At 59.0% G+C, this 26,154-nt stretch carries 27 protein-coding genes and 1 pseudogene; 15 read left to right on the forward strand and 13 right to left on the reverse strand.

Annotated features, from left to right (window positions below; translation table 11 throughout):
• Window positions 1–67 precede the first annotated feature (67 nt).
• The gene (locus FHT84_RS09075; RefSeq protein ID WP_145646320.1) at window positions 68–454 is read right to left on the reverse strand and encodes a hypothetical protein; all 387 of its coding nucleotides are present in this window, start codon (window positions 452–454) and stop codon (window positions 68–70) included.
• A gap of 372 nt (window positions 455–826) precedes the next feature.
• On the opposite strand from FHT84_RS09075, the gene FHT84_RS09080 reads away from it, so the two are divergent.
• From FHT84_RS09080 to FHT84_RS09090, 3 genes are all read left to right on the forward strand, one after another.
• Entirely contained in the window at window positions 827–1,207 is a 381-nt protein-coding gene (locus FHT84_RS09080; RefSeq protein ID WP_183761858.1) for a hypothetical protein, read from the forward strand.
• Window positions 1,208–1,483: 276 nt separating this feature from the next.
• Window positions 1,484–2,392, forward strand: coding sequence for a CheR family methyltransferase (locus tag FHT84_RS09085; RefSeq protein ID WP_113248821.1), 909 nt, complete (start codon window positions 1,484–1,486; stop codon window positions 2,390–2,392).
• Between the two features lie 175 nt (window positions 2,393–2,567).
• Window positions 2,568–3,992 (forward strand): oligosaccharide flippase family protein, encoded by a 1,425-nt coding sequence (locus FHT84_RS09090; RefSeq protein ID WP_162736919.1) that lies wholly within the window; start codon window positions 2,568–2,570, stop codon window positions 3,990–3,992.
• A gap of 149 nt (window positions 3,993–4,141) precedes the next feature.
• Here the strand turns inward: FHT84_RS09090 and FHT84_RS09095 are convergent, their stop codons facing one another.
• From FHT84_RS09095 to FHT84_RS09105, 3 genes are all read right to left on the reverse strand, one after another.
• Window positions 4,142–4,912, reverse strand: coding sequence for an SDR family NAD(P)-dependent oxidoreductase (locus FHT84_RS09095; RefSeq protein ID WP_113248823.1), 771 nt, complete (start codon window positions 4,910–4,912; stop codon window positions 4,142–4,144).
• Between the two features lie 55 nt (window positions 4,913–4,967).
• The gene (locus tag FHT84_RS09100; RefSeq protein ID WP_113248824.1) at window positions 4,968–6,167 is read right to left on the reverse strand and encodes an arabinose transporter; all 1,200 of its coding nucleotides are present in this window, start codon (window positions 6,165–6,167) and stop codon (window positions 4,968–4,970) included.
• Window positions 6,168–6,228: 61 nt separating this feature from the next.
• The gene (locus FHT84_RS09105) at window positions 6,229–7,578 is read right to left on the reverse strand and encodes an amidohydrolase family protein (protein ID WP_113248825.1); all 1,350 of its coding nucleotides are present in this window, start codon (window positions 7,576–7,578) and stop codon (window positions 6,229–6,231) included.
• Window positions 7,579–7,688: 110 nt separating this feature from the next.
• On the opposite strand from FHT84_RS09105, the gene FHT84_RS09110 reads away from it, so the two are divergent.
• A complete protein-coding gene (locus FHT84_RS09110) occupies window positions 7,689–8,600 on the forward strand; it encodes a LysR family transcriptional regulator (RefSeq protein WP_113248826.1) in 912 nt (303 codons plus the stop codon).
• A 15-nt stretch (window positions 8,601–8,615) separates the two neighbouring features.
• On the forward strand, window positions 8,616–9,326 hold the full coding sequence (locus FHT84_RS09115; RefSeq protein ID WP_162736920.1) for a hypothetical protein: 711 nt from the start codon (window positions 8,616–8,618) through the stop codon (window positions 9,324–9,326).
• A gap of 256 nt (window positions 9,327–9,582) precedes the next feature.
• Here the strand turns inward: FHT84_RS09115 and FHT84_RS09120 are convergent, their stop codons facing one another.
• Entirely contained in the window at window positions 9,583–11,112 is a 1,530-nt protein-coding gene (locus tag FHT84_RS09120; protein WP_113249066.1) for a sodium:proton antiporter, read from the reverse strand.
• A gap of 96 nt (window positions 11,113–11,208) precedes the next feature.
• Between FHT84_RS09120 and FHT84_RS09125 the strand changes: the two genes are divergently transcribed.
• Window positions 11,209–12,438 carry an NAD(P)/FAD-dependent oxidoreductase gene (locus tag FHT84_RS09125; RefSeq protein WP_113248828.1) on the forward strand — a complete coding sequence of 410 codons (1,230 nt, stop codon included), beginning with the start codon at window positions 11,209–11,211 and terminating at the stop codon, window positions 12,436–12,438.
• 64 nt (window positions 12,439–12,502) lie between these two features.
• Here the strand turns inward: FHT84_RS09125 and FHT84_RS09130 are convergent.
• Window positions 12,503–12,760, reverse strand: a pseudogene (locus FHT84_RS09130) (oxidoreductase); the annotation flags it as partial.
• 151 nt (window positions 12,761–12,911) lie between these two features.
• On the opposite strand from FHT84_RS09130, the gene FHT84_RS09135 reads away from it, so the two are divergent.
• Genes FHT84_RS09135 through FHT84_RS09160 form a run of 6 tightly spaced genes read left to right on the forward strand, consistent with a single transcriptional unit; the run spans window position 12,912 to window position 18,591 of the window.
• A complete protein-coding gene (locus tag FHT84_RS09135; protein WP_113248830.1) occupies window positions 12,912–13,949 on the forward strand; it encodes a LacI family DNA-binding transcriptional regulator in 1,038 nt (345 codons plus the stop codon).
• A 20-nt stretch (window positions 13,950–13,969) separates the two neighbouring features.
• On the forward strand, window positions 13,970–14,920 hold the full coding sequence (locus tag FHT84_RS09140; RefSeq protein WP_113248831.1) for a substrate-binding domain-containing protein: 951 nt from the start codon (window positions 13,970–13,972) through the stop codon (window positions 14,918–14,920).
• Window positions 14,917–15,726, forward strand: a complete 810-nt coding sequence (locus FHT84_RS09145) for an ATP-binding cassette domain-containing protein (protein WP_113248832.1) — start codon at window positions 14,917–14,919, stop codon at window positions 15,724–15,726. The genes FHT84_RS09140 and FHT84_RS09145 overlap by 4 nt, the downstream gene beginning before the upstream one ends.
• Window positions 15,723–16,727 carry an ABC transporter permease gene (locus tag FHT84_RS09150; protein WP_113248833.1) on the forward strand — a complete coding sequence of 335 codons (1,005 nt, stop codon included), beginning with the start codon at window positions 15,723–15,725 and terminating at the stop codon, window positions 16,725–16,727. Before FHT84_RS09145 ends, FHT84_RS09150 begins: the two co-directional genes overlap by 4 nt.
• Window positions 16,727–17,803: a phosphotriesterase gene (locus FHT84_RS09155; RefSeq protein WP_113248834.1), complete on the forward strand. Its 1,077-nt coding sequence runs from the start codon at window positions 16,727–16,729 to the stop codon at window positions 17,801–17,803. Before FHT84_RS09150 ends, FHT84_RS09155 begins: the two co-directional genes overlap by 1 nt.
• Window positions 17,804–17,820: 17 nt before the next feature.
• Window positions 17,821–18,591 (forward strand): glutamine amidotransferase, encoded by a 771-nt coding sequence (locus tag FHT84_RS09160; protein WP_112345797.1) that lies wholly within the window; start codon window positions 17,821–17,823, stop codon window positions 18,589–18,591.
• Between the two features lie 3 nt (window positions 18,592–18,594).
• On the opposite strand, the gene FHT84_RS09165 is transcribed toward FHT84_RS09160, so the two are convergent.
• The gene (locus tag FHT84_RS09165; protein ID WP_183761861.1) at window positions 18,595–19,497 is read right to left on the reverse strand and encodes a PfkB family carbohydrate kinase; all 903 of its coding nucleotides are present in this window, start codon (window positions 19,495–19,497) and stop codon (window positions 18,595–18,597) included.
• Window positions 19,498–19,523: 26 nt separating this feature from the next.
• Here FHT84_RS09165 and FHT84_RS09170 point away from each other — a divergent pair, with 26 nt between their 5' ends.
• The 3 genes from FHT84_RS09170 to FHT84_RS09180 all read left to right on the forward strand — a co-directional run bounded on the left by FHT84_RS09170 (window position 19,524) and on the right by FHT84_RS09180 (window position 21,399).
• Window positions 19,524–20,366: a BtpA/SgcQ family protein gene (locus tag FHT84_RS09170; RefSeq protein WP_113248836.1), complete on the forward strand. Its 843-nt coding sequence runs from the start codon at window positions 19,524–19,526 to the stop codon at window positions 20,364–20,366.
• Window positions 20,367–20,371: 5 nt separating this feature from the next.
• Window positions 20,372–21,016: a TenA family protein gene (locus FHT84_RS09175; RefSeq protein ID WP_113248837.1), complete on the forward strand. Its 645-nt coding sequence runs from the start codon at window positions 20,372–20,374 to the stop codon at window positions 21,014–21,016.
• Window positions 21,017–21,153: 137 nt separating this feature from the next.
• Entirely contained in the window at window positions 21,154–21,399 is a 246-nt protein-coding gene (locus FHT84_RS09180; RefSeq protein ID WP_113249067.1) for a WGR domain-containing protein, read from the forward strand.
• A 131-nt stretch (window positions 21,400–21,530) separates the two neighbouring features.
• Here the strand turns inward: FHT84_RS09180 and FHT84_RS09185 are convergent, their stop codons facing one another.
• Genes FHT84_RS09185 through FHT84_RS09210 form a run of 6 tightly spaced genes read right to left on the reverse strand, consistent with a single transcriptional unit; the run spans window position 21,531 to window position 25,764 of the window.
• Window positions 21,531–22,337 carry an IclR family transcriptional regulator gene (locus FHT84_RS09185; RefSeq protein ID WP_112345792.1) on the reverse strand — a complete coding sequence of 269 codons (807 nt, stop codon included), beginning with the start codon at window positions 22,335–22,337 and terminating at the stop codon, window positions 21,531–21,533.
• A gap of 17 nt (window positions 22,338–22,354) precedes the next feature.
• Window positions 22,355–22,744 carry a RidA family protein gene (locus FHT84_RS09190; protein WP_112345791.1) on the reverse strand — a complete coding sequence of 130 codons (390 nt, stop codon included), beginning with the start codon at window positions 22,742–22,744 and terminating at the stop codon, window positions 22,355–22,357.
• Window positions 22,745–22,760: 16 nt separating this feature from the next.
• Window positions 22,761–23,531, reverse strand: coding sequence for an amino acid ABC transporter ATP-binding protein (locus tag FHT84_RS09195; protein WP_113248838.1), 771 nt, complete (start codon window positions 23,529–23,531; stop codon window positions 22,761–22,763).
• A 12-nt stretch (window positions 23,532–23,543) separates the two neighbouring features.
• Window positions 23,544–24,203: an amino acid ABC transporter permease gene (locus FHT84_RS09200; RefSeq protein ID WP_112345789.1), complete on the reverse strand. Its 660-nt coding sequence runs from the start codon at window positions 24,201–24,203 to the stop codon at window positions 23,544–23,546.
• A gap of 4 nt (window positions 24,204–24,207) precedes the next feature.
• Window positions 24,208–24,870: an amino acid ABC transporter permease gene (locus tag FHT84_RS09205; protein WP_112345788.1), complete on the reverse strand. Its 663-nt coding sequence runs from the start codon at window positions 24,868–24,870 to the stop codon at window positions 24,208–24,210.
• A gap of 54 nt (window positions 24,871–24,924) precedes the next feature.
• Window positions 24,925–25,764: a transporter substrate-binding domain-containing protein gene (locus FHT84_RS09210; protein WP_112345787.1), complete on the reverse strand. Its 840-nt coding sequence runs from the start codon at window positions 25,762–25,764 to the stop codon at window positions 24,925–24,927.
• Window positions 25,765–26,154 lie beyond the last annotated feature (390 nt).

The raw sequence follows: 26,154 nt of genomic DNA on the forward strand, positions 1-26,154 counted from the left end.
AGTATGACACGCAAGCCCGAAGGTGGGCACGCGGCGACTAAGCTCGACCAAGCGAGCGCTGTGTCACTTAGATATTCGGAGGACGATCAAGGGCCGGTAGCTCTCCGGAGGTTCTCTGATCATCAATGAACTGTCTGATCGAGGTCACGATAGGCCCACCGACATTTTGGCCTTCGTTTACAATTCCAAAACCACCGCAGAAATCTTTGCAGCATTCCTGCTTGACGAGCTTGCCATCGCTGTCAGCAGCACCGCTATGCTCATGACTGCGATCAGAAGCCTTAGTCATGTCATGCTTGCTTTGGTGCGTCAGCGACGAGGCGTCTTTTTCCAGATTGGGAATGATCGTGCCGTGCATCGCTGCGCTAGCGTAGGACACATTGTATCCAGCCAGTGATACCATGATCACCAGCCGCACAAGAAAGAGCATCTTGCTCAGTGCGATTCGATACATTTTGCCCACAGCACCCAGCTACTATCAAAAGTGGCGGATTTCAATATCAACATAACTCCATGCGATTCGCGTCGATTGTGTGACGGTGAAGGCAAGTTGCCCCTTTGATAAAATCGCCGGAAATCAGGGAATCGGTGTCATGCCGTCACGGGGCACAACCAGAAAAGTCAGCCTGCCCAGCCATTTCATGCCACGTTCGATGATGGAAGGATCTCCAACGATTTTATTGCAGGGTCTACAGCTGCAGATGGATTCGTACATTCAAAATATGGGAGAGTCTTTCGGCCAGGGTAGGTGGATACTTCCTTTGGACCTTTGCTAAGTCCTGTTTGTCGAATTGAGCGATGTGTCGGTGCACCCTAAAAGTTGTGCATGACGAAGCTGTGGATCTCATTTTTTCAAAGGTGTTTCGTGCTTGCCGGCATCTTGGCCATTCTGGCGCTTGCGCTGTATGTGCCCGATGCTCCGTTAGCGCCTGAACACCGCCAACTTTACCGGAGCGCTGCCACAGCCTTCGATCTCGACTCGTCCCGCGATTTTAATCAGTTCAGTCGAGACAAAGCCAAACAAAACCACCACCAACGTGACGACCGAAAGTGCCGCAAAGCGACTAGCTCGGTAGTCGCCGTGTTGAGCGCAAATTTCGATATCCGAAAACCAGATGAACCGGGCATGCCGGTTGCAATGAATTCTCCAGCCCTATTTCCTTCCGACCCGCGAAGCCTTTATCGTCCTCCGAAGAGCGCCTTTTGAATTTGGCGAGCGGTCTTTATGATCGTCGAGTGTTTTGGCGCGATCAAGCATTCCCGCGATCATCAGCGAATTCGAAGTGAGTGTTATAGCTCGCCCGGCCTCCGGCTATCGCTGCGTTGCGAAGATGGCCTCTGGGCAGCTTCCATGGGTTTCCATGCAGCCCGTGAGATAAGACAAATTCCGCTCTGCCACTCGCGTTTTTCCACCCTGATCCAATTCGAGCCCCCTTGCTTTCGTTCCACATAGGAGCTGACGGCACATTTAAAGGAGTTTTCGATGTCGACCACAACGATCGGTTTTGACGCCATTCGTCAGGCGCCTCGGCGCATTTGTCGCACGGTTTGGGAAACGATTCCAAGCCCCGTGCGGCAGACGCCGCTCATGTTCCGTGCCGGACGATACATCTATCGGAAGTTCACCAAAAACACGCAACGTATTCAAACGCACTATACCCATTTCATGCGAAACCCGCCCCTACTGGCTGTCCTTGCTGAACTCGCGTCAAACTACCCGGAGAACAGCAATGTCAAGGTCGCATCCATCGGCTGTAGCACGGGAGCGGAGCTATATTCGGTCCTTTATGCAATGAGGATGGCCCGTGCCGACCTGAATATTGCTGCACACGGTATTGATATCTCAAGCGCTGTCGTGGCAGTCGCGAAAAGCGGAATTTATCGCCCAGACGTTCCGGCCGCAGAACCTGGTCCATACGGGCGAGCGGAAGTCGCGAGTGAAGATGTCCCGCAACTCGCAGATATCTTTGAACCTCTCCCGGACGGGTCGCTGAGGGTTAAAGACTGGCTTAGACAAAACACGACTTGGCTCACGGCTGACGCGACCGGGGACGAGCTGCTCGATCTGATTGGAACGCAGCATTTCCTCCTCGCCAATAATTTCATGGGGCCGATGGAAGACAGGCTCGCCGAACGTTGCCTCAGGAACATGATGCGATTGGTTGCATCTGGCGGCTACTTGGTCGTGGACGGAGTCGATCTTGATGTCAAAACCAAAGTCCTAAAAGACTCGGGCTTCCATCCTGTTTTGATTAATCAGAGCGAGATATGGGCATCGGAAGCGGCGAAACGCGGCTGGCCCTGGTTGAGATGGGCGAGAGAGCCCCTTGATCGCGATGAGCCGGATTGGCCTTGGCGATATTCCGTTGTCTTCCGTTTCGGAGATCGCTGACAAACCAGATTTCCAAGTCCGGCCGCCGATCCAATGACGAGCAGGGTTCGGCGGCCAGAACTGCGACAGCGGATCTATGACGATGGTCTCACCTACAAAAGATACAGCCGCAGGAAACTCTCGGAATCGGCTATCGCCCCGTGAAACCCCGAGGCCTCGATGGATGCCATCGATCATGGCCGATGGCATTTGGATTACAACGGCGAAAATCATCTCACAACTCACCCAAATCGCGGCCTTCCTCCTCGCCGCACGAGTGCTGAGCCCGGCTGAATTCGGGCTATTTGCCTTTGCGTCCGCCATTGCCGTCCTGCTGGTGGTAATCGCGGAAGGAGGATGGGCCGAGTTTATAATGAAGGCTGGTGACGACGAGGATTGCTTCGATCAGGTCGCAACAGTTTCACTTGTCAGCGGTTGCCTTCTGACCACGGCCGGCCTGATCGCAGCGGGAGCCTTCTATCTTTTTACCGAAGATGAAGCACAGAGTGCGCTTGTTGCGTTGTTCAGTTGCTGGATGCTGCCCGCTGCTCTGACGGCGACTTATGACGGGACCCTGGTAGCTCGCGGCCAATTGCGACAGCGGGCAGTAATTCGGATCGTGGCGGAGGCGATTGGTCTCGGTACGGCGGCCGCCTTACTTCTCCTTGATGGGCATGCATGGGCTTTGGTGATAAGCAAAATCGTTTGCCAGCTTGTTCTTCTCCTGGGAGCTGTCTACGTCGTGGCGCATTTGCCGCGTCTGCATTTAACGAAGCATATGTTCGCCTGCGTCATGGAATTTTCCCGACACATTGTCGGAAACCGGCTGGTCGCTTTTATCGGTTCGTATTCCGGTACGCTCGCGGTTGGGAGCTTTCTGGGTATTGCCGATGCGGGCTACTATCGTGCGGCAGAGCGTGTCGTCGCCGCCATTTCGGAGCTGCTGGCCGAGCCAACGCGGTCGTTGAGCTGGATCGTTTTTCGGAGCGCCCAACGACAGTCGAGTGTTTCCGGGGGCGCCGTCGCTCGCGCGGGCGTTCGCTTCATTCTTGTCCTGCTCGCGGTCGCCGTCCCGATGTATCTTGGGTTGATGCAGATATCCGATGCTGCCGTCCGCCTGTTGCTTGGCGACGTCTGGCGCCCTGCGGCCGCTTTAATTCCATTCTTTTGCGTGCGGCAAATACTGTATCTACCGGGCTATATCAACGAGCCGCTGCTCTCCGTGGTGGGGCAGCTCCAGCGTCGTTTACCAGTAACGCTGTTGAACGTAGCTGTCTCGCTCCTCGTTATTGTTGCCGCCGCAGGGTTTGGGCTATGGCAGCTTGCGTTGGCCCAGTGTTTTAGCGCCATGTTTGTGCTGGCGACCGTCATCAGACTGCAGTCGAAGTTCGCGGGGCTGGATTGGCGGGAGATTTCAAAAGGCGTCCTCCTGTTGATTGTACCGGCGAATTTGGCTATGGTGGCAGCTGTGACAATGATACGGTGGCAGGATCTTTTTCCGGAATTGCCGTGGTTTGGGACCGCTGCTCTGCAAGCCATTATCGGTGCAATGATTTATGCTGGTGTCTTGGCTATCGCTGTTCAGGCAGCCCGGCGCCACTATTGGTCGCCAATCCTATGAGCGAGTTGTTAATCGCTACGGCTAACGTATCGTGTGCATCCGCAGCCCTCTTGGTTGCGGAGCGAACGCTGTGATCTCTCGCAAGGTGGGGCTCCGTGCGAGTTCCAACAGATATCAGGTTCCGATCTGAAGGGCCAACCGCTGATGATTCATTTTGGCAAAGTCACGCCTGAGATCTCCTCACAGATGGTAATGAGGCGGTCTTGAAGCGCTGGCTCATGAGCCTGCGGGTTCGCGGTCCGACGCTTCAGATGATAGAAGTATTCTCCCGTGACATCCGCCTTCGGGTCGTCGCCGGCTGCCAGCCAGGCTTGAGTCAGATGGGCCTGTGCCATATCGTCAGGTGCGCCAGGGCCGCCCATCTTGGTCGGAACCCATCCGGGCTCCAGCGAATTCGAGAACACGTCCTTCCAACGTCGCGCGATCGCGAATGCGAGCATTGCATCGTGCAGCTTGCTTTCGGCATAGGCCTCTGATCCGTTCCACCGGCGCTTTTCCCATAGAATATCGTCGAGATTGGCATCTGCATGATGGTGCATGCCGGATGACAGGTAGACCAGTCGCTTCGGTGGTTCGAGGAGTGCGGTCAGGATGTAGGCCGATAGTGTGTTTATGGCGAAGACATGCGGCAGCCCATCGGAGGTGAGGCGATGAGCTTCGCGATAGCCGACAGCGGCATTGTGGATCACCGCATCGAACCGGCCGAGTCTGTTGACTTCGGCAGCGACATTCTTTGCACCGGCGATGGTCTCGAGATCGCCGATCACGACCGCCTCCGCCTTCGGGAGGGCGCGGCGGGCATCATTGGCGCGAGCCGGATTGCGCGCATGAAGCACGACCTGGTGACCTTGTTCGGCTAGATGTTCAGCCGCCATAAGGCCGAGACCTGTGGACGAGCCGGAAACGAAGATGCGAGACATGGAAATCTCCTTTGGTAGCCGGTGAGCAAGTCTCACAGGCAATGTGGAACAACGGTCAGGATTGTAAAGAGCGGGCGGTCTGGACAAGCGCGGCACCGGCGAGGGCGCAGATCGCGCCGAACAGGTAGACGGCTGCATAGCCGAACTGTCCGGCGATGGTGCCCGCGACCGGACCGGAAATGCCGTAGGCGATATCGAGAAAAGCGACGAAGGCGCCCATGGCGCTGCCGCGATTGGCGGCAGGCACTCGCTTCAGCGTTTCGACGCCGAGAGCGGGAAAGATCAGTGCACAACCGAGCCCGGTGACCAGGGCGCCGGCAAGCGCCATCCATTCATTAGGCGCCACCCAGATCAGCACCTGGCCGGCTGCCTCCATCACCGACGACCAGAATGCAATGCGATAGCCGCTCATTCTGTCGGGCAACGAACCGAAGACGATGCGCACGAAGATGAAGCCAATGCCGAAGGCAGTCATGACCAAACCGGCATTGTCCCAATGGCGGGCTGCGAAGTAGAGGGATGCAAAGGCGGTAAGACCCGACAGACCCACTCCTTGCAGCATCAGCCCAGCCCCTTCGCGCCAGATTTGGCCGATGACCTTGTAAAAGGGCAGACGCGGGCCTGCCAGGCTCGTATAAGAGGTCGACCGAAATGCGATAGCGACTGCGAGAAGCGGAGCAAGGATGCAGGCGATCATTGCGGTCTCCAGGCCATAAGACTGATACAGAACCATGCCGACCGGCGCGCCGATGGCCAGTGCCGCGAACATGGCAATGCCGGTCCACGACATCGACATGCCTGCGCGCTGCGGTCCGACCGAGGCAATCGACCAGGAGACGCAACCGGTGACGAAGAGGCTCTCCCCAAGACCGGCAATCAGCCGGCCGACAAGAAGAATTGCAAGGCTGACGTCCGGCGGGAGAATGGGCATGGCCGCCGCCAGATAGAGCAGGCCCGCGGTCATACTGATCGCGGCACCTTGCAGGGCGGAACGCTTACCACCCTCGAGATCGGTCAAGCGCCCCGCATATCCGCGACTGAGCACGGTGGCGAGGAATTGGATGCCGATCGCGAGGCCGACGACCAGATTGTTGAAGCCGAGCTTGTCGTGGATGAAGAGCGGGATAACCGGAAGCGGAAGTCCGACCGCGAGATAGCCACAAAAGAGCGCGGCAATGATCCCCGGGGCAGGACGAGAAAGATATGCGGGAGCGGCCTTCGCTTCGGCCGCATCATTGATGGCAGGTGCTGACATGACAGCCTCCATTCTGAAAGTCTGTGGGGTGGCAGCGCCGCCGAAAAGCGGCGGCACCGATTCAGGCCACTTCCTCGGAGGCGGGTGCGCCGAAGCGGTCCAGGTGATAGCCGCTCTTTTCCAGCAGGTGGTCGCGCGACGCGGTGATATCAGCTGACAGCTTGATCAGATCGGTGCCGACCAGCTTTCCGCCATGCTTGCGGATCTTGCCGGCGACCATGACCGTATCGACATCCGAGCGCTCGACAGCCTGGACGATCGTGCCGACAGCGTTGTTGACCGGCATGACGGCGACACCGTTGGTGCGGACCATGATGATATCGGCCTGCTTGCCGGGCGCCAGCGAACCAACCTCGCTCTCAAGTCCCGCGGCGCGTGCACCGTTCACCGTTGCCGCCTCAAGGACGCGCTCGACGGTGATCGGCAGGGGCACATTATCTTCGCCCCGGAATTTGCGGTAACGTATGGCCGAGCGCTGCTGCAAAAACAGGGCGTGCATCTCGCCGAACATGTCGCTGCCGAAGGCAGTGTCGAGATCGATGCCGACAGCCGGCGTTAAGCCATGGTCGACGGCTTGCTGATAGGCGAAACTCTCGTCATCGAAACCGAAAAGCGCATCGGAACGCGGGTTGACGGTGATGTTCACGCCGGCATTGGCAAAGAGGCGCCACGTCTCCTGCGGAATGCGGGTGCAATGATTGAAGATGTTGTGCGGGCCGAGCACGCCCTCTTCGGCAAATTCCGGGCCGAGCTTGGCGAGATCGCCGATGAACTCGGTCAGAATGCGCATGTCAAGGCCGCGGGCGACCTTCCACCAATCGAGATTAAGCTGGCCGAACAGGCCGACACGCACAAGGCCATCGCCCTGGTTCCAGTTCTCTGCAAGCCGCTTTAGATCGCCCGGCAGGTGGGCGGCAGACGCCTTTTTGTCCATGGCGGCGCCGACCATATGCAAGGCGCGGATGCCGCTGCCGTCGAGGGCGTCGAGCGCTGCGTCCGTGTGTTCGGGGCTGCGGGAGGAATGGCAGGCATCGATGATGGTCGTAATGCCGGCGTCAAGGCAGGCGAGTGCCGTAAGCCGGGTGCTGAGATACATGTCGAGCGGGCGATAATGGCAGCCCAGCGTTTCGGCGACCACATCGATATAGGCAAAGAGGTCGTGCACATCCGGCATCATGCGGCGCATGGCGCCCAGCCACATATGATGATGGGCGTCGATCAGACCCGGCATGACGATGGTGTCAGAGGCGTCGATGATCGTTGCATCGGTAACGGCGAGGTTCGGTCCGATGGCTGCTATCCTGTCGCCTTCCACGAGCAGGTCGCCGCTGGCAAGATTGCCGACCGTTCTGTCCATCGTCAGGATGGTGCCGCCTTTGAAGAGCGTGCGGGAATGGCTGAGATTGCTCATGACTGGGTCCTTTCAGGTTTAAAAGCGCAGGACCGTTATCTCTCTGGAACGCTCTTGAATTAAGTGCGCTTATGTCAGATGCTTCCTGATCAAAAGTCAGGAGTTGATGCATGTCGTTCGATGGACGGATTCTTTCGGGCGTGAGCGTGCTTGCGGCCGTCGTTGAAGGCGGGAGCTTCGTCAAAGGCGCTGAACTGATCGGCATCACCGATTCCGGTGTAAGCCGGGCCATTGGCCGTCTTGAGGCGCGCCTTGGTGTGCGCTTGCTCGATCGAACGACGCGTTCGGTGACTCTAACCGACGAGGGCCGGCGGTTCTATGAGGAGGTGAAGCCGCACTTGAATGCGATCGAGGACGCTGCCGTGGTCGTGTCCGGCTCGGCGTCGGCGGTGCGCGGCCGCTTGAAAGTGGATATCGATCCATTCTTTCTGCCCCTCGTGCTCGCAGGCCGGCTTGGTGGATTCTGCGAACGCTATCCCGATCTGTCCATCGAGTTCGTGACCAGGGAGCATGTCGGCGATCTTGTTGCAGAGGGTATCGATCTCGCAATTCGGTTCGGCCAGCCGCGCTTTGCCAGCCTGGTTGCACGAAAACTGATAGAAGCACCAATTCTGACCGTGGCGTCACCTCGCTATCTGGAGCGCCATGGCCGTCCGGCGCATCCTCGCGACCTCTCCGCTCATCGCTGTCTGCAGTTTGTCGACCCCTACACCGGGAAGCCATTCGAATGGGAATTCATCCGGGGAGACGAGACCATCGATGTTCCGACGAGCGGACCGTTGACGTTCACCGACCCGAAGACAATGCTCGACGAATGCCTCGCCGGAACCGGTATTGCGCAGGTGATCGGTTGGGGCATCGGGCAGGCATTGGCGAGAGGGTCGCTGATCGACCTCTTTCCAGACTGGCACGGTGAGCGTTTCCCGCTCTTTGCTTTCCATCCATCGCGCAAGCACCCGCCAGCAAAGGTGCGCGCATTTGTCGATTTCTGTGCCGACATCACTGACGAACTCGAGCGTTAGGTCGCGGGACGCCGTATGCCGCCAATTGATATTGCGGGCCGCTCAACCGCCAACTCGCCGGTCCGCGCGTCGCAGGCGGTTCTCTTTCAACACACGTTGGAAATTCATATCGGTTTGCGCGTGCTGAGCGAGATCGTCGAGGAATTCGGCGACGTCTCGAACTGTCTCGACGACAATATATCGCAGGCCGCCGCCTGCATCGACGGCATCATAACTGATGCTGACACCAAAGCCACCAGTGACCTTTCGGAACCATGCCGACCGCCATTTCTTGAAACCTGCGGGATCCGCCTGAAACTCCGCAAGCAACGCTTTCTGCTTTTCAATCCGAGCGAGGAATGCCGCAACGGCATCCCTTGGGCCTGCCTTTTGCTTTTCGGCTTTCCTCGCGGCCCATTTTTCAAGGAAGCGCGATTTCGGCGGCAAGGTTGCTACGCTATCGGCAACGATTGCGGGTTTCAGTTCCGATGGAACCGGACCGGGTGCAGGAGCGGCCGAGCGGATCCGCTCTTCGTTCTCCGGTACCAAGCTCTGTTTGAGATCGGACGCGAATGCCCCCCAAATGGATTTCGTCTGTTCGACCAATCCAGCCTTTTTGCGGCGGGAGTTCTTGATTTCGAAGATGAAGGGTTTTGTCTGCTTGGGCATGATTTTCGAGGGTTAGGGTGTGCGGTGTGCCGCTGCCGAAGAATGATCAGCGCCGACGGGATTGGGCAATATTTCTAATATTTCCAGATCTATAAACTGTAATCGTTTGCGATCTATGTAGTCCGTTGATTTATATCAGGCCAGTTGACCAAGCAATATAAAATGCTGAGAGCAATCGTCGTCACGCGATCCCGGCCGTCCTTGATGTTTTGTCGATGAGTGAACGCGATAGTTTTCGGAGTTTATTGGTAACCAGCCTGGAAGCGCGCTTCAGTAGCCAATCATTCGGGCTCTTTATCAGAATGGCGACGCATTATTTGCGGAGCACCTTTTCTTAGCTTTCCGTTATCCGCTTGTCTTTCTCGGACTCGGCCGCCAGCTGCTGCCAGTCCAGGTCCTCTTGCAACTCCAGATACTGCGTCGCGCCAATGAGATCCGCGTCTCTAAGTTCATCGAGGCGCTGGCGCTGAGCTAGGGTCGCAGCGCGCAATAGCCCGCGGCGTCGATCGTCGGACAGGCCGCCCGGGTCCGCTGCGGTCTGGGCATACACAGCAATAAGAGCTGCGGCTTCGGGTCCTTCTTCTGAGGCCAACCTTGCGATCGCAGCTTCAGCAAGGTCGACTCTTGCCGCATCGGTCTCCTTTCGAACCGCCTCCTGGCGCCCTAGCTGGAGAAGATGGATCATCGGAGCCAGAGTTGCGCCTTGGATGACAAGCGTCGCAAGCACAACGGCAAACGCTGCGAGTACGACCAGGTTGCGCTCGGGGAAATCCGATGGGAGAGCGAAGGCAGTCGCGAGAGTGACGAGGCCACGCATCCCGGCCCATCCCACAAGCATAGTCTCTCCATGTCGGAATGGCGCGAGGTAGCCTCCTCTGTCGTGTCGAAAAGTGACTACCGCGTGAAAGAGAAAAGCAATGGCAATTCTGCAAGCAATCACTCCGATGACGACAATCGTGGCAAAGCCGATGGAGCGAGCCAGCTCATCAGGGGACATTGTCTGAACGATGCTTTTCGCCTGCAGGCCCATCAGCAAGAATGCTACCACATTCAGGAGGAAGACCACGGTCGTCCATACAGCAAACGAATGGACGCGCATCCGCGGCGAGTCGTTGACCGTTGCCAGCGTCGCGATCGTCATGGCGCTCGCAACAGTGGCCAAGACCGCCGACAGATGGAGCCTCTCGGCGATTATCCACGTTGCGAACGCATAAACGAACTGGAGAAGCGTTCCGCCTACCGTGTTTTCCGTCAGTGGTCTCACTCTGGACAGAAGATAACCAAATGCGATGCCGAAAAGAATTCCACCCGGTGCCGCAATCGCAATCTTGACTATGGTCGCCGACCCCAGGCCACCACTGGCTTGGATGCTCAGGGCCGCACTGAACAGCAGAAGGGCGGTCGCGTCGTTGAACAGGCTCTCGCCCTTGAGCAGAGTATCCACTCTGCGGTCGACCGGTAGCCCCGACAGAACCGCGGTAGCGGCCGCAGCGTCCGGAGGAGCGACGATCGCGCCGAGAGTAAGGGCGACGATTATAGGCAGACCAACGGTCAAAGCGCTGATGAGGACGACTACGCCGGTTGTAGCGAGAACGGCGACTACTGCGTAAACAAAGATCGGCAGGAGCATGCGTCTTGCCGCCGCTAGAGGAAAATCGTACGCGGAGTCAACGAGCACAGGCGCAATGAAAAGCGCCAATGCCGTGTGGGGATCAATCGGGATGTTAGGCGCTCCGGGAACCATCGCGACCGCTACGCCAGCCGCGGCAAGAATACCTGGATACGGCAGGTGGACTCGCCGGGTGATCTGCAACAGAACCACGGCGACCGCCAGAAGCGCAACGAGGGTTTCGAAAAAGCTCATGATGTACAATAACAAAGATCTTTAGGCGTTATAGTGTCTGTAGCCTGATTCAAGAGCATCCGGCTGTCAATTTCACCAGAATTAACGGAGCGCGTTATGGACTTCGAGGTGGCTATAATCGGCGCTGGGGCGGCTGGGATTTCTGCTGCCCGTATGCTGGCCTCGCTAGGCCGCAAGATAGTCGTCATCGAAGCAAGCAGCCGCATCGGCGGCCGAGCCTGGACGAACGAGATCTATGGTCTTTCGATCGACATGGGTTGTGGCTGGTTACATTCTGCCGAGCGCAATCCACTGGTCGATCTGGCAAGGACTGAAGGCTTCGATGTCGTCGAAGGTCGCACTGCCTGGCAAGATCAATGGCGGGATCTCGGATTTACTCCCGATGATCGAAAAGCTGCTCTTGAGGCTTGGTCGGTCATGTCCGAACGAATGGAAAGAGCCCCACCAGCCTCGGACCGGGCTTCGGACGCCCTTGACCCAGGTGGGAAGTGGAACGCTTACTGTCAGTCTCTAAGCGGATACCTTAATGGTGCACCGCTCGATCGTCTCTCAGTCGCGGATTTCCTTGCTTACGACAAGGCTGCAACCCAGTCAAACTGGCGGGTGCGTGAAGGATATGGAACGTTGCTGGGAAGGAACATGCCGGCTGTTCCTCTATACGTATCCTGTCCTGCGAGGAAGGTGCGGTTCACCCGGTCAGGCGTTCGGGTCGAGACCGATCGCGGGGCAATCGCTACCCGGGCGGTGATCGTGACTGTCTCGACAGGCGTGCTTGCGAGGGGCCTTATCGAATTCGATCCGGAAATCGACGATCACCTGCAGGCAGCTGCGAACCTGCCGCTTGGCCTCGCGGACAAGCTTTTCTTCCACTTGGATGACAATGACGGTCTGGAGGCCGAGACCCATCTTCTGGGAAACCCCGCCAATGATAAAACGGGCAGCTACTACATCCGACCGCTCGGTCGCCCGGTCATCGAGGGATTTTTCGGCGGGCTCGGCGCAATCGCGATCGAAGACGCCGGAGTTCTCGACGCTTTCGCCTTTGCCATCGAGGAGTTGACAGCGCTGCTTGGCAGTAAGATCCGGACACACCTCAAGCCAATAGCCGCCTCTTCATGGTGCAATGTCGACTGGATCCATGGCTCATACAGCCACGCATTGCCCGGTTGTGCTCGAGACCGCCGGAGATTGGCAAACCCCGTCGGCGAGCGACTGTTTTTCGCGGGCGAGGCGACAAGTCAATCAGACTTCTCGACAGCTCACGGAGCATGGGCAAGTGGCATCAGGGCAGCTCAAGAATTCACGCAATGCCATCCTCGATCGTAGCGGGAATTGCAACGCGCGACATCCCGATATCCAGTTCGTTTTGATGTTTCCGTAGAACTGCGTGTCATTCCGTCTCGAAAAGCTCGCGATAGCGATTGGGCTGGGAGCGAAGATACTGCTTTGGCACACGAACTTTACCCCCTAGCGCCGCAGCAGCGTGCCATGGCCAGTTCGGATCGAATAAAATGGTTCTCGCCAGTGCCACCATGTCGGCATCACCGGTGCCGATGATCATTTCGGCTTGATCGTAGCCGGTAATCAAACCGCCCGCGACGACGGGAACGTCGACAACCCTCCGTACCTCTCGAGCCAACGGACCTTGTAGCTAGCCCTGGTACTCGCCTCGTCTGTAGCCGTCGCCATGTCAGCAGCCTCAGCATCCGCTTGGCGTAACCGTGTCAAATTCTCTTGACAGGTACGCGATTGTCATTGAGTGTTAGTAAAGCGTTTTACTAAAGCGGTTTACAAGCGAAATGGCAAAGGGACACACGCCGGGATTGAAAGATGTCGCGAGGGCTGCCGGCGTGTCGGTGACAACCGTCTCCCGCATGCTGAACGGTTCCTTGGACCTGCCCATGCTCACCAAGCGGCGGATCGAAGACGCGATCGCCTCCCTCAAATATCAGCCGAACCCGCATGCCCGGCGGCTGAGCCGAGGCCGCTCCGATACGATCGGTCTCGTGGTGCCCGATATCGCCAATCCGTTCTTCGCGACCATGGTGGCGGCCGTCGAAGAGGCGGCCAACGACAAGGGCTTGGCCGTATCGCTCTATGCGACCCTCAACCGGACCGGCCGCGAGGTCGCCTATCTCAGGCTGATCGAGCACAATCATGTGGACGGATTGGTCTTCGTCACCAACCATCCCGATAGCGGTGAACTCGCCGCTCTCATCAATCGAACGGGCAAGGTCGTCGTCGTCGACGAGGACGTTCCGCTCGCGACCGTCCCGAAACTCTTCTGCGACAATCGGCAGGGCGGTTATCTCGCAGGCCGCCATCTGGCTGAATTCGGCCATCGCGACGTGCTCTATGTCGGCGGCCCCGATGCCATGATCAGCACGCAGCGGCGCTTCAACGGATTGCACGAGGGCTTGCGGGAGCGCTTCGGCAGTGACGTCTCGATCCGGCGCTACAGCGGCGAATATACGATCGCCTGTGGGCGGGAAATGGCGCTGCGCTTCCTGGAGGAGGGCATGACGGCGACCGCGATCTTCGCCAGCTCGGACGAGATCGCCATCGGCATGATCGAAGTCCTGCGCGAGAAGGGGATTTCGATACCGGATGACCTGTCCCTCATCGGCTTCGACGATGTCAGTCCGCTGCATCTTTTTGCGCCGCCCCTGACGGCGATCCGGCAGCCGGTGCGCGCCATCGGACAGCGCGCTCTTTCCCTTCTTCTCGAGACAAACTGGCAGGAAAGCAAATCGCTCGCCACCGAGGAACTCGTGCCAGTCGAAATCGTCGTGCGGAATTCCGTTGCACCGCCTTCGACCCATAACAAGCAACGATAACGAAACCAGAGGATGAGAACATGGAACAGATCAGACGTCGGGCGTTCAACGTCGCCCTTGCCTTTACCGCGTTAGCGGGCGTGACCTTTGCAGCTCCGTTGGCGCATGCCGCCGGCAAGACCTACGCGCTGGTGCAGATCAACCAGCAGGCCCTTTTCTTCAATCAGATCAACGAAGGCGCCCAGAAGGCGGCCGATGCCTCGGGCGACAAGCTCGTCATCTTCAACGCCAATAACGACGCTGCCGCGCAGAACAGCGCCATCGAAACCTATGTCCAACAGAAGGTCGATGGCCTGATCGTCGTTGCCATCGACGTCAACGGCATCATGCCGGCCGTCAAGCAGGCTTCGGATGCCGGCATTCCGATCGTCGCCATCGATGCGATCCTGCCGGAAGGCCCGCAGAAGTCGCAGATCGGCGTCGATAACGGCAAGGCCGGTTCCGATATCGGCGCCTACTTTCGCGACTACGTGAAGAAGAATATGGGTGGCAAGGCCAAGGTCGGCATCGTCGGCGCCCTGAACTCCTATATCCAGAACCTGCGCCAGAAAGGTTTCGAAGACGCGATCAAGGGCGGCAGCATCGAGACGGCTGGCGTTGTCGATGGACAGAATATCCAGGATAACGCCCTTGCCGCCGCCGAAAATCTCATCACCGGCAATCCCGACATGACGGCGATCTACGCCACCGGCGAGCCGGCCCTGCTCGGCGCCATCGCCGCCGTTCAGAGCCAGGGCAAGCAGGACAGCATCAAGGTCTTCGGCTGGGACCTGACGGCACAGGCGATCGCCGGTCTCGATCAGGGCTATGTCGTCGCTGTCGTCCAGCAGGACCCGGCAGGCGAGGGCAAGGCCGCCGTCGAGGCGCTGGCGAAGCTGACCGCCGGCCAGAGCGTCGAAAAGAGCATCTCTGTGCCGATTACGATCGTGACGAAGCAGAACGTCGATCCATACCGGGCCGTCTTCAAATGATGACGGAGAACCGGCCTGTTCATGCCGGAGCCGGGGAGGCGCAAGCCTCCCGGCATTCCTCCGGCTCGCCGGCTGTGACCCCGGCGGTATCACTGCGCGGCATCCGCAAGACCTTCGGTTCGCATCAGGCGTTGCGCGGCGTCGATCTCGATCTCTTTCCCGGTGAATGCCTCGGCCTCGTCGGCGACAATGCCGCTGGGAAATCAACGCTCACCAAAATCATCTCCGGCACCTATCTGCCGGATGACGGAACCATCTCGCTGAACGGCGAGGAGGTCAAATTCTCCGGACCCGCCGATGCGCGCGGCCGGCACATCGAAATGGTCTTCCAGGACCTCAGTCTGTGCGATCACGTCGATGTCGTCGGCAATCTTTTCCTCGGGCGCGAAATCACCAGAGGCCCATTCCTCGATCGCCAGAGAATGCTGACCGAGGCCCGCAAGATGCTGGATGCGCTCGAGATCCGCATTCCGCGCCTATCGGCCAAGGTGGAGAAGCTGTCCGGCGGCCAACGCCAGGCGATCGCGATTGCGCGAGCGGCCTCATTCAGCCCCAAGGTGCTGATCATGGACGAGCCGACCTCGGCGCTTGCTGTCGCCGAGGTCGAAGCCGTTCTCTCGCTCATCAATCGGGTCAAGGCGACCGGCGTTTCCGTCGTCCTGATCACCCACCGCCTTCAGGATCTCTTCAGGGTCTGCGACCGGATCGCCGTCATGTACGAAGGCACCAAGGTCGCAGAGCGCGATATCGGCAAGACCAATCTTGAGGATCTCGTCAAGCTCATCGTCGGGGGAGAGAGACATTGACCGTCTACACCGAACGCAGCAAAGGCTCGCCGATATCAGATTTCCTGAGTGAGAACGCTCAGGTCCTGTCGATCGCCTTCTTCTTCCTGGCATGCCTCGTCTTCTTCTCGCTGACGACGACGACCTTCATGACGATGGGCAACATTCTCAATGTCGTGCGCCAGGCAGCTCCCATCCTTGTCGTGGCGATCGCCATGACGCTGGTCATCGTCACAGGCGGGATCGATCTTTCCGTCGGCTCCATGCTGGCGCTCATCAATGCGGTCGCCGCCATTACGCTGGCGACGGGTATACCCTGGCAGTTGGTCTCGATCGGCATGCTCGCCTTCGGCGGCATCGTCGGCCTGCTGCAGGGCTGGTTCATCGCCTACCAGAATATTCCTGCCTTCATCGTCACGCTCGCCGGTCTCTCCATCCTGCGCGGCGTCGCTCTCTATCTGACCCAGGGTTATTCCATCCCGATCAACGGCGATCCGGGCTTCTTCTATATGGGACGCGGCGAACTGGCCGGCTTTCCCGTTCCGGCCTTGATCGCGATCCTGATCGCGATTGCCGGCTATGTCGTCATGGCCTCAACGAAATACGGGCGCCAGATCGTGGCGGTGGGATCGAACATGGAGGCGGCGCGCCGTGTCGGCATGCCCGCCAAATGGATCGTCGCTTCGGTCTATCTGGTCTCGGGGGTCGCATCTGCGCTGGCCGGGCTCTTGATTGCCGCGCGTCTTGGCTCCGGCTCATCGAATGCGGCGGTCGGCTTCGAACTTCAGGTGATTGCCGCCGTCGTGCTTGGCGGCACATCGCTGATGGGCGGGCGGGGCACGATGATCGGCACGGTTCTCGGCACCATGACCATCGCCGTCATCGGCAACGGCCTGATCCTGATGCATATCTCGCCCTTCTTTACCCAGATCGTTACCGGGGCGATCATCCTTGTCGCCATCTGGCTGAACACGCGCATCTTCACCACCAACTTCCGACTGACGGGGAGGAGGAAGAACTGATGGCAACGGATGAACTTTCACCCGGTCACCTCCGGTCCGGACATGTGATGACCGTCTCGGGACCGGTTCCGGTCTCCGACATCGGCATTACCCTGATGCACGAGCATATTCTCAACGATTGCCGCTGCTGGTGGCACGCGCCGAAGACGCCGGACCGGCAATATCTTGCCGAGAGCTTCGTCTGCATGGAGATCCTTGGCGAACTGCGGCAGGACCCTTTCATCAACAAGCACAACATCACGCTGGATGACGAAAAGCTTGCCGTGACGGAGCTCGAAGATTTTGCCGGGCTCGGGGGCCGGACGGTTGTCGAGCCGACATGCCAGGGCATCGGCCGCGATCCGCTGGCTCTGCGGCGGATTTCCAAGACGACGGGATTGAACATCGTCATGGGGGCCGGCTTTTATCTCGGTTCGTCGCATCCGGCGAGGGTTGCCGATATGTCCGCGGCTCAGATCGCCGATGAAATCGTGTCCGAGGCAACCGCGGGCGCCGATGGCACCGATGTGAAGATCGGCCTCATCGGCGAGATCGGCGTCTCGTCCGATTTCACGGCCGCGGAGGAAAAATCGCTGCGGGGCGCAGCGCAGGCGCACGTGCGCACCGGCCTGCCGCTGATGGTCCATCTTCCCGGCTGGTATCGCCTCGGCCACAAGGTTCTCGACATCGTAGCAGCGGAGGGTGGCGATCTCAGGCATACGGTGCTGTGCCACATGAACCCGTCGCATGACGATCTCACCTACCAGTCGGAGCTGGCTGCCCGCGGCGCTTTCCTCGAATACGACATGATCGGCATGGATTTCTTCTATGCCGATCAGCAGGTGCAATGCCCAAGCGACGAGGAGGCGGCTCGCGCGCTCGTCAAGCTCGTCGAGAAGGGACACAAGGATCGGCTCCTGCTCTCGCACGACGTCTTCCTGAAGATGATGCTCAAGCATTACGGCGGCAACGGTTACGCCTATGTCCTGCGCCACTTCCTGCCGCGCCTGAAGCGCCATGGATTGGACGATGCAACGCTCGACGTCTTCATGCGCGCCAATCCGAGATCGGTCTTCGAGGCCGACGCAACGCCATAAAAAGAAATGGAAACATCATGACAAAGAAGGTTCTTCTCGTCGGCGAAAGCTGGGTCAGTTCCGCCACGCACTATAAGGGCTTCGACCAGTTCGGAAGCGTCACGTTCCACCTTGGCGCCGAGCCGCTCGTAAAAGCGCTCGCCGGCAGCGAATATGAGCTCACCTATATGCCGGCCCATGAAGCGGTCGAACAACTGCCCTTCGACATGGCCGGGCTGGATGTCTATGACGCCATCATTCTTTCCGATATCGGCGCCAACTCGCTGCTTCTTCCGCCGGCGGTCTGGCTGCATTCGAAGACCGTCCCGAACCGGCTGAAACTGCTCAAGGCCTGGGTCGAAAAGGGCGGTGGCCTGTTGATGGTCGGCGGCTATTTTTCCTTCCAGGGGATCGACGGCAAGGCCCGCTGGCGCCGCACCGCCGTCGAGGACGTGCTGCCGGTGACCTGCCTGCCCTATGACGACCGTGTCGAAATTCCCGAGGGAACGACGCCTGTTATCGTCAAATCCGATCACGCGACCGTCGCCGGCATCCCGAGCAAATGGCCCTTGCTGCTTGGCGTCAACGAAGTCGAGGTGCGCGAGCGGGACGATGTGGAAGTAATCGCTAGCTTGCCCGACGATCAGGGCGGGCATCCGCTCCTGGTGACCGGCCGCTTCGGCAAGGGCCGGACAGTTGCGTGGACCTCGGATATCGGCCCGCATTGGCTCTCGCCCGCCTTCTGCGAATGGGAGGGCTACGGCCGCCTTTGGAAGAATATCCTCGGTTGGCTGACGGAGGAAAAATAAGCGTCATTCGCCGGCAAGAATGCCGGCGAGATCCGCTTTGCTCGGAAAGGCTGCACGCGTTCCCCGGCGGCTGACGGTGATGGCAGCGGCCGCTGTTGCGTGATGAATGGCTCGGGCATCGAGCCTTGTACGCCGCAGTGCCGCCGAGGCGAGAGCAACCGCCATGAAGGTGTCGCCGGCGCCCGTCGTGTCGACGACTTCGGTCGCGAGCGCTGGGACAGTCGCAATCACCTGGCTGCCGCTGGCAAGGATCGCGCCGGCGCCGCCGAGGGTCAGAACAGTCTGCGCAACACCGGCTTCGGCCAGGTGTTGAATAGCGCTCTCGCCGGAGGAACCGGTCAGGCTTTCGGCTTCGCCCTTGTTGAGAAAGGCGACGTCGATCAGCGGCCAAAGCTCGGCAAAGTAGGGCCGCAGCGGGGAGGGGTTGAAGGCGGTCGTCAGGCCACGATGTCTGGCGTCGGCAAGAATGCCGCGGGTGACGCTTTCGCTGAGATTGCCCTGCAGCACGACGAGATCGCCGGCTGTGGCATCCGCGAGTGGAGCAAGCGCCTCGGCAAGGGTCAACGCCTCGGCCGAGGCCGTCGTCGTCACGATGGCATTTTCGCCGTCTGGCGTGGTGAAGATGATGGAGAAGTCGCTGGAGCGGTCGGGATGTCCCACAAGGTGAGCGTCGACCACTTCTACGGCAAGCTGGTCGCGGATCGTCTGGGCGCGAAAATCCTTGCCGACGGCGGCGACAAGCGTCGTGGAAAGGCCCGTCCGGCCCATTACGACCGCCTGATTGGCGCCCTTGCCGCCAAGGTCGCGGGTCTCCTCGCGGCCGAGGATCGAGGCGCCGGCTTCGGGCATGGACAATACGGATATGGTTTCGTCGATGGCGACGTTACCGATGACATAGGCACGCATGGCAGACTTTCAGAAAGGAAAGAGAAATGCAGCAGATATCGGATAAGGCCTCGAGCGCCATACGGGAAATCTTCGGTACTGACAAGGCGCTGATCGGCATGATCCATTGCCCGCCTTTCCCTGGTGCCCCGCGCTATCGCAGCGCAGCGATGGATTCCATTTATGACACCTGCATGCGCGACGCCGAAGCACTCGTCAAGGGCGGAATCCATGGCCTGATCATCGAAAACCATGGGGACATCCCCTTTTCGAAACCCGAGGATATTGGCCATGAAACCGCAGCCTTCATGTCTGTCGTGACGGACCGTATTGCCCGCGCCGTCGGCGTGCCACTCGGCATCAATGTGCTTGCCAACGCACCGATCCCTGCCTTTGCGATTGCGATGGCCGGAGGCGCGCGCTTCATCCGCGTCAATCAATGGGCAAACGCCTATGTCGCCAACGAGGGCTTCATGGAGGGACGCGCGGCCGAGGCCATGCGCTATCGCTCGCTGCTGCGCGCCGAACATATCAGGGTCTTTGCCGACAGCCATGTGAAGCACGGCGCACACGCCATCACCGCCGACCGGACGATCGACGAGCTGACCCGGGATCTCGCCTTCTTCGATGCCGACGTTGTGATCGCCACAGGCCAGAGGACCGGCAACAGCGCGACGATCGAGGAGATCGAGGAGATCGGTGCCGCCACGCATCTGCCGCTGCTGGTCGGCTCCGGCGTCACCAAGGACAACATCGTCGAGATCCTCAAACGCACGAACGGCGTCATCGTCGCTTCGTCACTGAAGGAAGGTGGCGTTTGGTGGAACCCCGTAGAGCCCGCCCGTGTCGCAGCCTTCGTCGAAGCGGCAAAACCCGGCCTGGAGGCGTGAGGACGATGGCACAGACCCTGTCGGAGCAGATGCTTGACGAAAACCGCGATGTCTTTGAGGCGATGGTTCGCCACCGCTTCGTCGAGGATATCAAGGCCGGCCGCCTCCCGAGCGAAGTGTTCGAACGTTACCTCGTCTTCGAAGGCGCCTTCGTCGACACGGCGATCGCGATCTTCTCCTATGCCACCGCAAAGGCCGGGACCATCGCGCAGAAACGCTGGCTGATCGGCGTACTCGACGCCCTCGCGAACCAGCAGATCGCCTATTTCGAAAAGACCTTTGCGGCGCGTGGCATCGATCCAGCCCGATACGACACCGCCCGAGAAGACGTCGCCGCCTTCCGCGAGGGAATGCTGGCGATCGCCCGCGACGGCACGTTTCTCGATACGATCGCCGCGATGTTTGCCGCCGAATGGATGTACTGGACATGGTCGGTCGAAGCCAACCGGTCGGCGATCCACGATCCCCTGCTGAAGGAATGGGTCAAGCTTCATGCCGAGCCCGAATTCGAGGCGCAGGCACGATGGCTGAAAGCCTTGCTCGACCAGGCGGGGGAAACCATGCGTGCTGACCAGCGCAAGCGGCTGAGCGCCATTTTCGGTGAAGTGCAGCGCCTGGAAATCGCTTTCCACGAGGCCGCCTATTCCTGATCGCCGACCCGGTTATCTGCTGCGAGCAGGGGAGGGGTCGGTCGGGGTTCGAATACATAAAAGAAATGAATCGAACCGAGTCGACCGATTCAAAACACTCGTTGGACCCCGCCGGCTGGATCAAGCATCCTGCCGGCATGCTTAGTCAACCTTATCATCTCTACATCGAACGCACGGATGCCACGCGGAACATGGCGCGCTATTATGCCCTGGAGATATCAACGACTTTGTTCGGCGACACATGCTTGACAAGAAGATGGGGCCGCATCGGGTTCGGCGGGCAGACCATGGCACATCACTTCGCCGATGAAAGCGATGCCGTCAGGATGTTTCTCACATTGGCCCGGCGGAAGCGGGCCAGAGGATACCGGCCGCGATCCTAGAGCAATTCCAGGAAAAGTGCGCAGCGGCTTTCCGTTGAACAGGGCTTGCTCCGGCGATCCCACCAAAAGCGTGGTAACTGAAGCCGTAGCTTTCTTTCCAATCGCCAAGCCTGGGTATCTGGAACGGCAGCTCAACGGAGCGCAACGGACCTATCGCGTTCGATGTGAAAACCCAGCTTCTCCGAAATTTCGTTGGCGGCGGCTGTCAGGCTTTGCAGATAAGTGCTGCGGTTGCGCAGGCCATCCTCGCGCGGTGCGACGAGGCAGAGGGTAGCGATGCAAGCTCCGCCAGCCTGATAGATCGGAACGGCGAAGCAATGGGTGAAATTTTCGACTTCACTGTTGAAAGTAAAGAAGCCGTCACGACCAGCCTGGCGAACCTGGCCGATGAACTCGGACGGCTCCATCTGCCTCCCGTTGGGAAGGAGAAAATCCTCCGGCGGGATCAGATCGATGATTTCCCGATCGGTCAGATGCGACACCAGCAGGCGTCCCGACGCCGTCCAGGGGATCGCAACCGGTTCGCCGACATTTGAGGAAATGCGAAAAGGCCGGACACCCTCGCGCATCATGGCGACCGTATATTTCCTGCCTTCAAGCAGGCACATCTGCGCCGTTTCGCGTGTTTCCTCGGCCAGTCGCACCAGCATGCGGTCACATTCGCGCATCCAATCGAATTGTTCGGCATAGGCTGTTCCCAGAAAATACAGGCGGCGGCCGAGATAAACACGGCCGTCATTCCCCTGGTAATCGAGCATGCCATGGCGGAGTAGAAGATTGACCAGTTCATAGACCGACGACCGAGGCGCCCCGATTTCGGAGGCGATTTCGTTCGGCCGCATGGGCTGTCGTTTCACCCGGAGAAATTCAAGAATCTCGAAGGCGCGGTCCAGTCCCCGGGTGCGTCGCGATACCGCATCGCTTACGGCCTCGGTCATGCTCTCTCCAATCCTTGTCAGGCGCGATCGGCGCGGTAAGCCACGCAATCAACCTCGACCTTGCAGTCGACCATCATGCGCGATTGAACACAAGCGCGAGCCGGCGGGTTCTTGCCGAAATACTCGGCATAGACACCATTGAAGCTCCAGAAATCGCGTGGATCGTCAAGCCACACGCCGATGCGCACGACATCTTCCAAGCTGTAGCCGGCTTCATTGAGGATCGCAATCATGTTTTCGATCGCCTTGCGGCTCTGACCAATGATGCCGCCAGGCACGATCTCGCCCTTTTCCATCGGCACCTGGCCGGACACATAAAGCCATCCCGCAGCTTCGGTGGCACGTGCAAATGGCAGCGGCTGGCCGCCTGCGCCGGTTTCACCCGCACCATAACGCTTGATCGTCATATTCTTCTTTTCCCTTTTAGTTGAAGCTTGAGGTTTTCAGGAATTCGGCAAGCCGCTCGGTTTTGGGCCTGACGAACATTTCCTTCGGCTCGCCCTGTTCGCAAATCACGCCCTGGTTCATGAAGATGACCCGGGACGAGACTTCATAGGCAAAACGCATTTCGTGCGTGACAAGCAGCATGGTCATTCCATCCGCGGCGAGACCCTTGATGACCTGCAGCACTTCACCCACCAGCTCCGGATCGAGTGCGGAGGTCACTTCGTCGAAGAGCATCAGGCGCGGCGACATCGCGATCGCACGAGCGATCGCCACACGCTGTTGCTGACCGCCGGAAAGCTGGCCGGGATAGTGATTGGCGCGCGCCGAAAGACCGACGCGGTCGAGCCAGCGCTCGGCGATGGCACGCGCCGCGGCCTTCTGCATCTTCTTCACCTTGATCAGGCCAAGCATCACGTTTTCGGCCGCGCTCATGTGCGGAAAGAGATTGAACTGCTGGAAGGCCATCCCCGTCAGCGCGCGCTGACGGGCAATCTCCTTTTCACTCTTGCGCCGGCGGGAACTGCCCTCGATGTGATAGCCGATCTCCTCGCCGTCGAGACTGATCGTGCCGTCCTGAAACTCTTCCAGCATGTTGACGCAGCGCAGCATGGTCGTCTTGCCCGATCCGGACGACCCGATGATCGAAATAACCTCACCCTCGGCAACCGAGCAGTCGACGCCTTTGAGAACCTCATGATGACCGTAGGTCTTCCGCAGGCCCTTGATTTCAAGAATTGTCTTGGCCATGGCTTGGCTTCCTCACGATGGAAGAGCGGTCTTGCGCTCGATGAACTGACCGAAGCGTTCGATCCCGAAGTTGACGACGAAATACAGAGCGCCTGCGAGAAAATAGAATTGCAGGCTCATGAAGTTACGGGAGATGATCTCCTGTGAGCGGAGAAGCAGCTCGGCCACCCCGATGACGGACAGCAGGGTCGACGCTTTGACCATCTCTGCGGCGGTGTTGACCCAGGCGGGGAGACATTGGCGCAGTGCCTGCGGCCAGAGCACCGAGGTGAATGTTTGCGAAAAGGTCAGCCCGATCGCCTTGGCTGCCTCGGTTTGCCCTTTCGGGATCGCCTGCAGCGCGCCGCGCACGATTTCTCCGACATGGGATGAGCAGAAGACGGCCAATGCGAGGACACCGGCGGCAAAGGGTCCGAGGTCAAGCCCGACGGCGCTCGACACATAATAGCTTGCAAGCACCAGGACGAGGACAGGCGTTCCACGGATTATATCGGTATAGGCACGTATGATGAAACGGAGGACGGCATTGCCATAAACCAGGCCAAGTCCGACAAGGACGCCAAGGCATGAGCCACTCAGAATTGCCAGCAACGATATGGATACGGTCATTACCAGGCCATTCATGATGACATAGCGGGCGATCCAGAGCTGGTCCAAAAAGGTCTGTGACATCGGCTTACCTCGGCAATGCCAGCCGGCGTTCAACGAAGCGCATGACTGAAGCGATTACGAAACACGTTGCGACATAAAGCGCCGAGGTAACCATCCATGTCTCGATCACGCGGAAACTTTCGACATTGATCTTGCGCGCGGCAAAAGTCAGTTCCGGGACAGCAATGGTTGCGGCGAGCGAGGTATCCTTGAACAGCGATATGACCGTCGACGACAAGGAAGGCAGAACGTTGCGCAGCATCAGCGGCGCGACGATCGATGTACGGATCTGCATTCCGGTGAGCCCGATCGCAAGCCCAGCTTCCGTCAACCCCTTGGGAATGGACAGCAGACCGGCCCGGAATACTTCCGCGAGATAGGCGCCCGAGTACAGGGACAGGACGAGGACGAAGCTTTTTATCTTATCGAGCCTGAAACCGATTTGCGGCAATGCGAAAAAGGCAAACAGCACAAGCACCAGGATCGGCAGATTGCGGATAAGCGTGACGTAGCAGCGGGCCGGCACTGCGGCAATTCGCTGCTTCGAGATGAGCGCAAAGGCCACCAGAAGACCAAGCACGGCACCAATCAACAGCGAGATCGCGGCAAGCCCAAGGCTCAGCATCAATCCGCTCAAAAGAAAATCGAAGTTGCGCCAAACGGCGCCGAAATTCAGCGTGTAACCCACGACAGGCCGCCTCCAGAAGAAGGAACGGGAGATGCTCCCGTTCCTTTTTACCAATTACTTGAATTCGACCGGAAAGCCGATCTGCGGAGGTGTCAGGTCTTTGCCGAACCAGGTTTTGTAGGACTTCGCATAAGTGTCGAACTCGACGCCGGTCATCGCCTCGTGGAGGGCGGTATTGACGAAGTTCAGCCAATCCTGATCGCCGCGCTTGACGCCGCAGGCATAGGTCTGCGGGTTCCATCCATAACCGGCATCCTTATACTTGCCGGGGTTCTGGGTCATGTACCAGGCAAGGGAAGACTGATCGGTAGCAGCGGCATCGGCCCGGCCGGACTCAAGCGCCTGGTAGATCAGGTCGACGGAATCGTACTGGTCGACGGTTGCTTCCGGAAGAGCTGCATGGACCATGGCTTCCGCATAAACATTCTGAAGCACCGAAATCGTCACCGAAGAGCCCGCCGCCTTGAGTGCGGCATAGTCGGCATATTTGCCGTCTGCCTTGAGCATGAGGCCGACGCCCTCGCGATAATAGGGAATCGTGAACGCGATCTGCTGAGCACGCTCGCCTGTCACGGTCATGAACTGGCAGGTGATATCGACCTTGTCTGTCGTGATGTTCGGAATGCGCGCGTCCGACGACTGGTTGACGTATTCGATCTTGTCCGGATCCCCGAAGAGGGCCTTGGCGATGATGTGACCCATGTCGACGTCAAAGCCCTGGAGTTTGTCGTCCGCACTCTTGAAATGCCAGGGCGCGTTGGTGCTGCCGGTTCCCATGACGAGGTGGCCACGGGCGAGCACCTCGTCAAGCTTGCTGCCAGCAGCCAGTGCCGGGCTGCATAGAATTGCGGTCACGGCCAATGAGATCAGGCCGGTTCGAAGTGAAATCGTCATTGTAGTTCCCCTTTTTGTAGAGCGTCGTTCCCGATGTCCTGTATAGTGGACATGTATCTGCTTTAATGGACTCCTACATCAAGTCCTATGAGGAACAAGTTGTCAATAGGCGCTACCGAAGGCAGTCCGGCGCCAAAGTGCCCGCGAATTGCTGCCCGTCGTGTGGTGTCGCGTTTGTGCAATCGGAAATCGGCGCTCGAGCCAGCGGCTGCACTGACCAGGAGGGAAGGGCAGGGCAGCCCGCCGCCTGCATCGATCGGATAAAATTGTGAAATATCGAGACCAAATCGGCCGCTTTGCGCAATCGGAAGTCGTCAGTTGCCGTCTCGCTTTCGCGCACCGCCCCATCGGCAACGACTGCGAAGGGATGGCTTAGCGTCGGATTTCATC

This window comes from Rhizobium sp. BK289, assembly GCF_014193575.1.
Taxonomy (GTDB): Bacteria; Pseudomonadota; Alphaproteobacteria; order Rhizobiales; family Rhizobiaceae; genus Rhizobium; species Rhizobium tropici_C.

Bases quoted from the DNA above. Each gene is read 5' to 3' on its own strand.
- FHT84_RS09075 (WP_145646320.1), bottom strand. From the start codon at position 454: ATGTATCGAATCGCACTGAGCAAGATGCTCTTTCTTGTGCGGCTGGTG.
- FHT84_RS09080 (WP_183761858.1), top strand. From the start codon at position 827: ATGACGAAGCTGTGGATCTCATTTTTTCAAAGGTGTTTCGTGCTTGCC.
- FHT84_RS09085 (WP_113248821.1), top strand. From the start codon at position 1,484: ATGTCGACCACAACGATCGGTTTTGACGCCATTCGTCAGGCGCCTCGG.
- FHT84_RS09090 (WP_162736919.1), top strand. From the start codon at position 2,568: ATGGCCGATGGCATTTGGATTACAACGGCGAAAATCATCTCACAACTC.
- FHT84_RS09095 (WP_113248823.1), bottom strand. From the start codon at position 4,912: ATGTCTCGCATCTTCGTTTCCGGCTCGTCCACAGGTCTCGGCCTTATG.
- FHT84_RS09100 (WP_113248824.1), bottom strand. From the start codon at position 6,167: ATGTCAGCACCTGCCATCAATGATGCGGCCGAAGCGAAGGCCGCTCCC.
- FHT84_RS09105 (WP_113248825.1), bottom strand. From the start codon at position 7,578: ATGAGCAATCTCAGCCATTCCCGCACGCTCTTCAAAGGCGGCACCATC.
- FHT84_RS09110 (WP_113248826.1), top strand. From the start codon at position 7,689: ATGTCGTTCGATGGACGGATTCTTTCGGGCGTGAGCGTGCTTGCGGCC.
- FHT84_RS09115 (WP_162736920.1), top strand. From the start codon at position 8,616: ATGCCGCCAATTGATATTGCGGGCCGCTCAACCGCCAACTCGCCGGTC.
- FHT84_RS09120 (WP_113249066.1), bottom strand. From the start codon at position 11,112: ATGAGCTTTTTCGAAACCCTCGTTGCGCTTCTGGCGGTCGCCGTGGTT.
- FHT84_RS09125 (WP_113248828.1), top strand. From the start codon at position 11,209: ATGGACTTCGAGGTGGCTATAATCGGCGCTGGGGCGGCTGGGATTTCT.
- FHT84_RS09135 (WP_113248830.1), top strand. From the start codon at position 12,912: ATGGCAAAGGGACACACGCCGGGATTGAAAGATGTCGCGAGGGCTGCC.
- FHT84_RS09140 (WP_113248831.1), top strand. From the start codon at position 13,970: ATGGAACAGATCAGACGTCGGGCGTTCAACGTCGCCCTTGCCTTTACC.
- FHT84_RS09145 (WP_113248832.1), top strand. From the start codon at position 14,917: ATGATGACGGAGAACCGGCCTGTTCATGCCGGAGCCGGGGAGGCGCAA.
- FHT84_RS09155 (WP_113248834.1), top strand. From the start codon at position 16,727: ATGGCAACGGATGAACTTTCACCCGGTCACCTCCGGTCCGGACATGTG.
- FHT84_RS09160 (WP_112345797.1), top strand. From the start codon at position 17,821: ATGACAAAGAAGGTTCTTCTCGTCGGCGAAAGCTGGGTCAGTTCCGCC.
- FHT84_RS09165 (WP_183761861.1), bottom strand. From the start codon at position 19,497: ATGCGTGCCTATGTCATCGGTAACGTCGCCATCGACGAAACCATATCC.
- FHT84_RS09170 (WP_113248836.1), top strand. From the start codon at position 19,524: ATGCAGCAGATATCGGATAAGGCCTCGAGCGCCATACGGGAAATCTTC.
- FHT84_RS09175 (WP_113248837.1), top strand. From the start codon at position 20,372: ATGGCACAGACCCTGTCGGAGCAGATGCTTGACGAAAACCGCGATGTC.
- FHT84_RS09180 (WP_113249067.1), top strand. From the start codon at position 21,154: ATGCTTAGTCAACCTTATCATCTCTACATCGAACGCACGGATGCCACG.
- FHT84_RS09185 (WP_112345792.1), bottom strand. From the start codon at position 22,337: ATGACCGAGGCCGTAAGCGATGCGGTATCGCGACGCACCCGGGGACTG.
- FHT84_RS09190 (WP_112345791.1), bottom strand. From the start codon at position 22,744: ATGACGATCAAGCGTTATGGTGCGGGTGAAACCGGCGCAGGCGGCCAG.
- FHT84_RS09195 (WP_113248838.1), bottom strand. From the start codon at position 23,531: ATGGCCAAGACAATTCTTGAAATCAAGGGCCTGCGGAAGACCTACGGT.
- FHT84_RS09200 (WP_112345789.1), bottom strand. From the start codon at position 24,203: ATGTCACAGACCTTTTTGGACCAGCTCTGGATCGCCCGCTATGTCATC.
- FHT84_RS09210 (WP_112345787.1), bottom strand. From the start codon at position 25,764: ATGACGATTTCACTTCGAACCGGCCTGATCTCATTGGCCGTGACCGCA.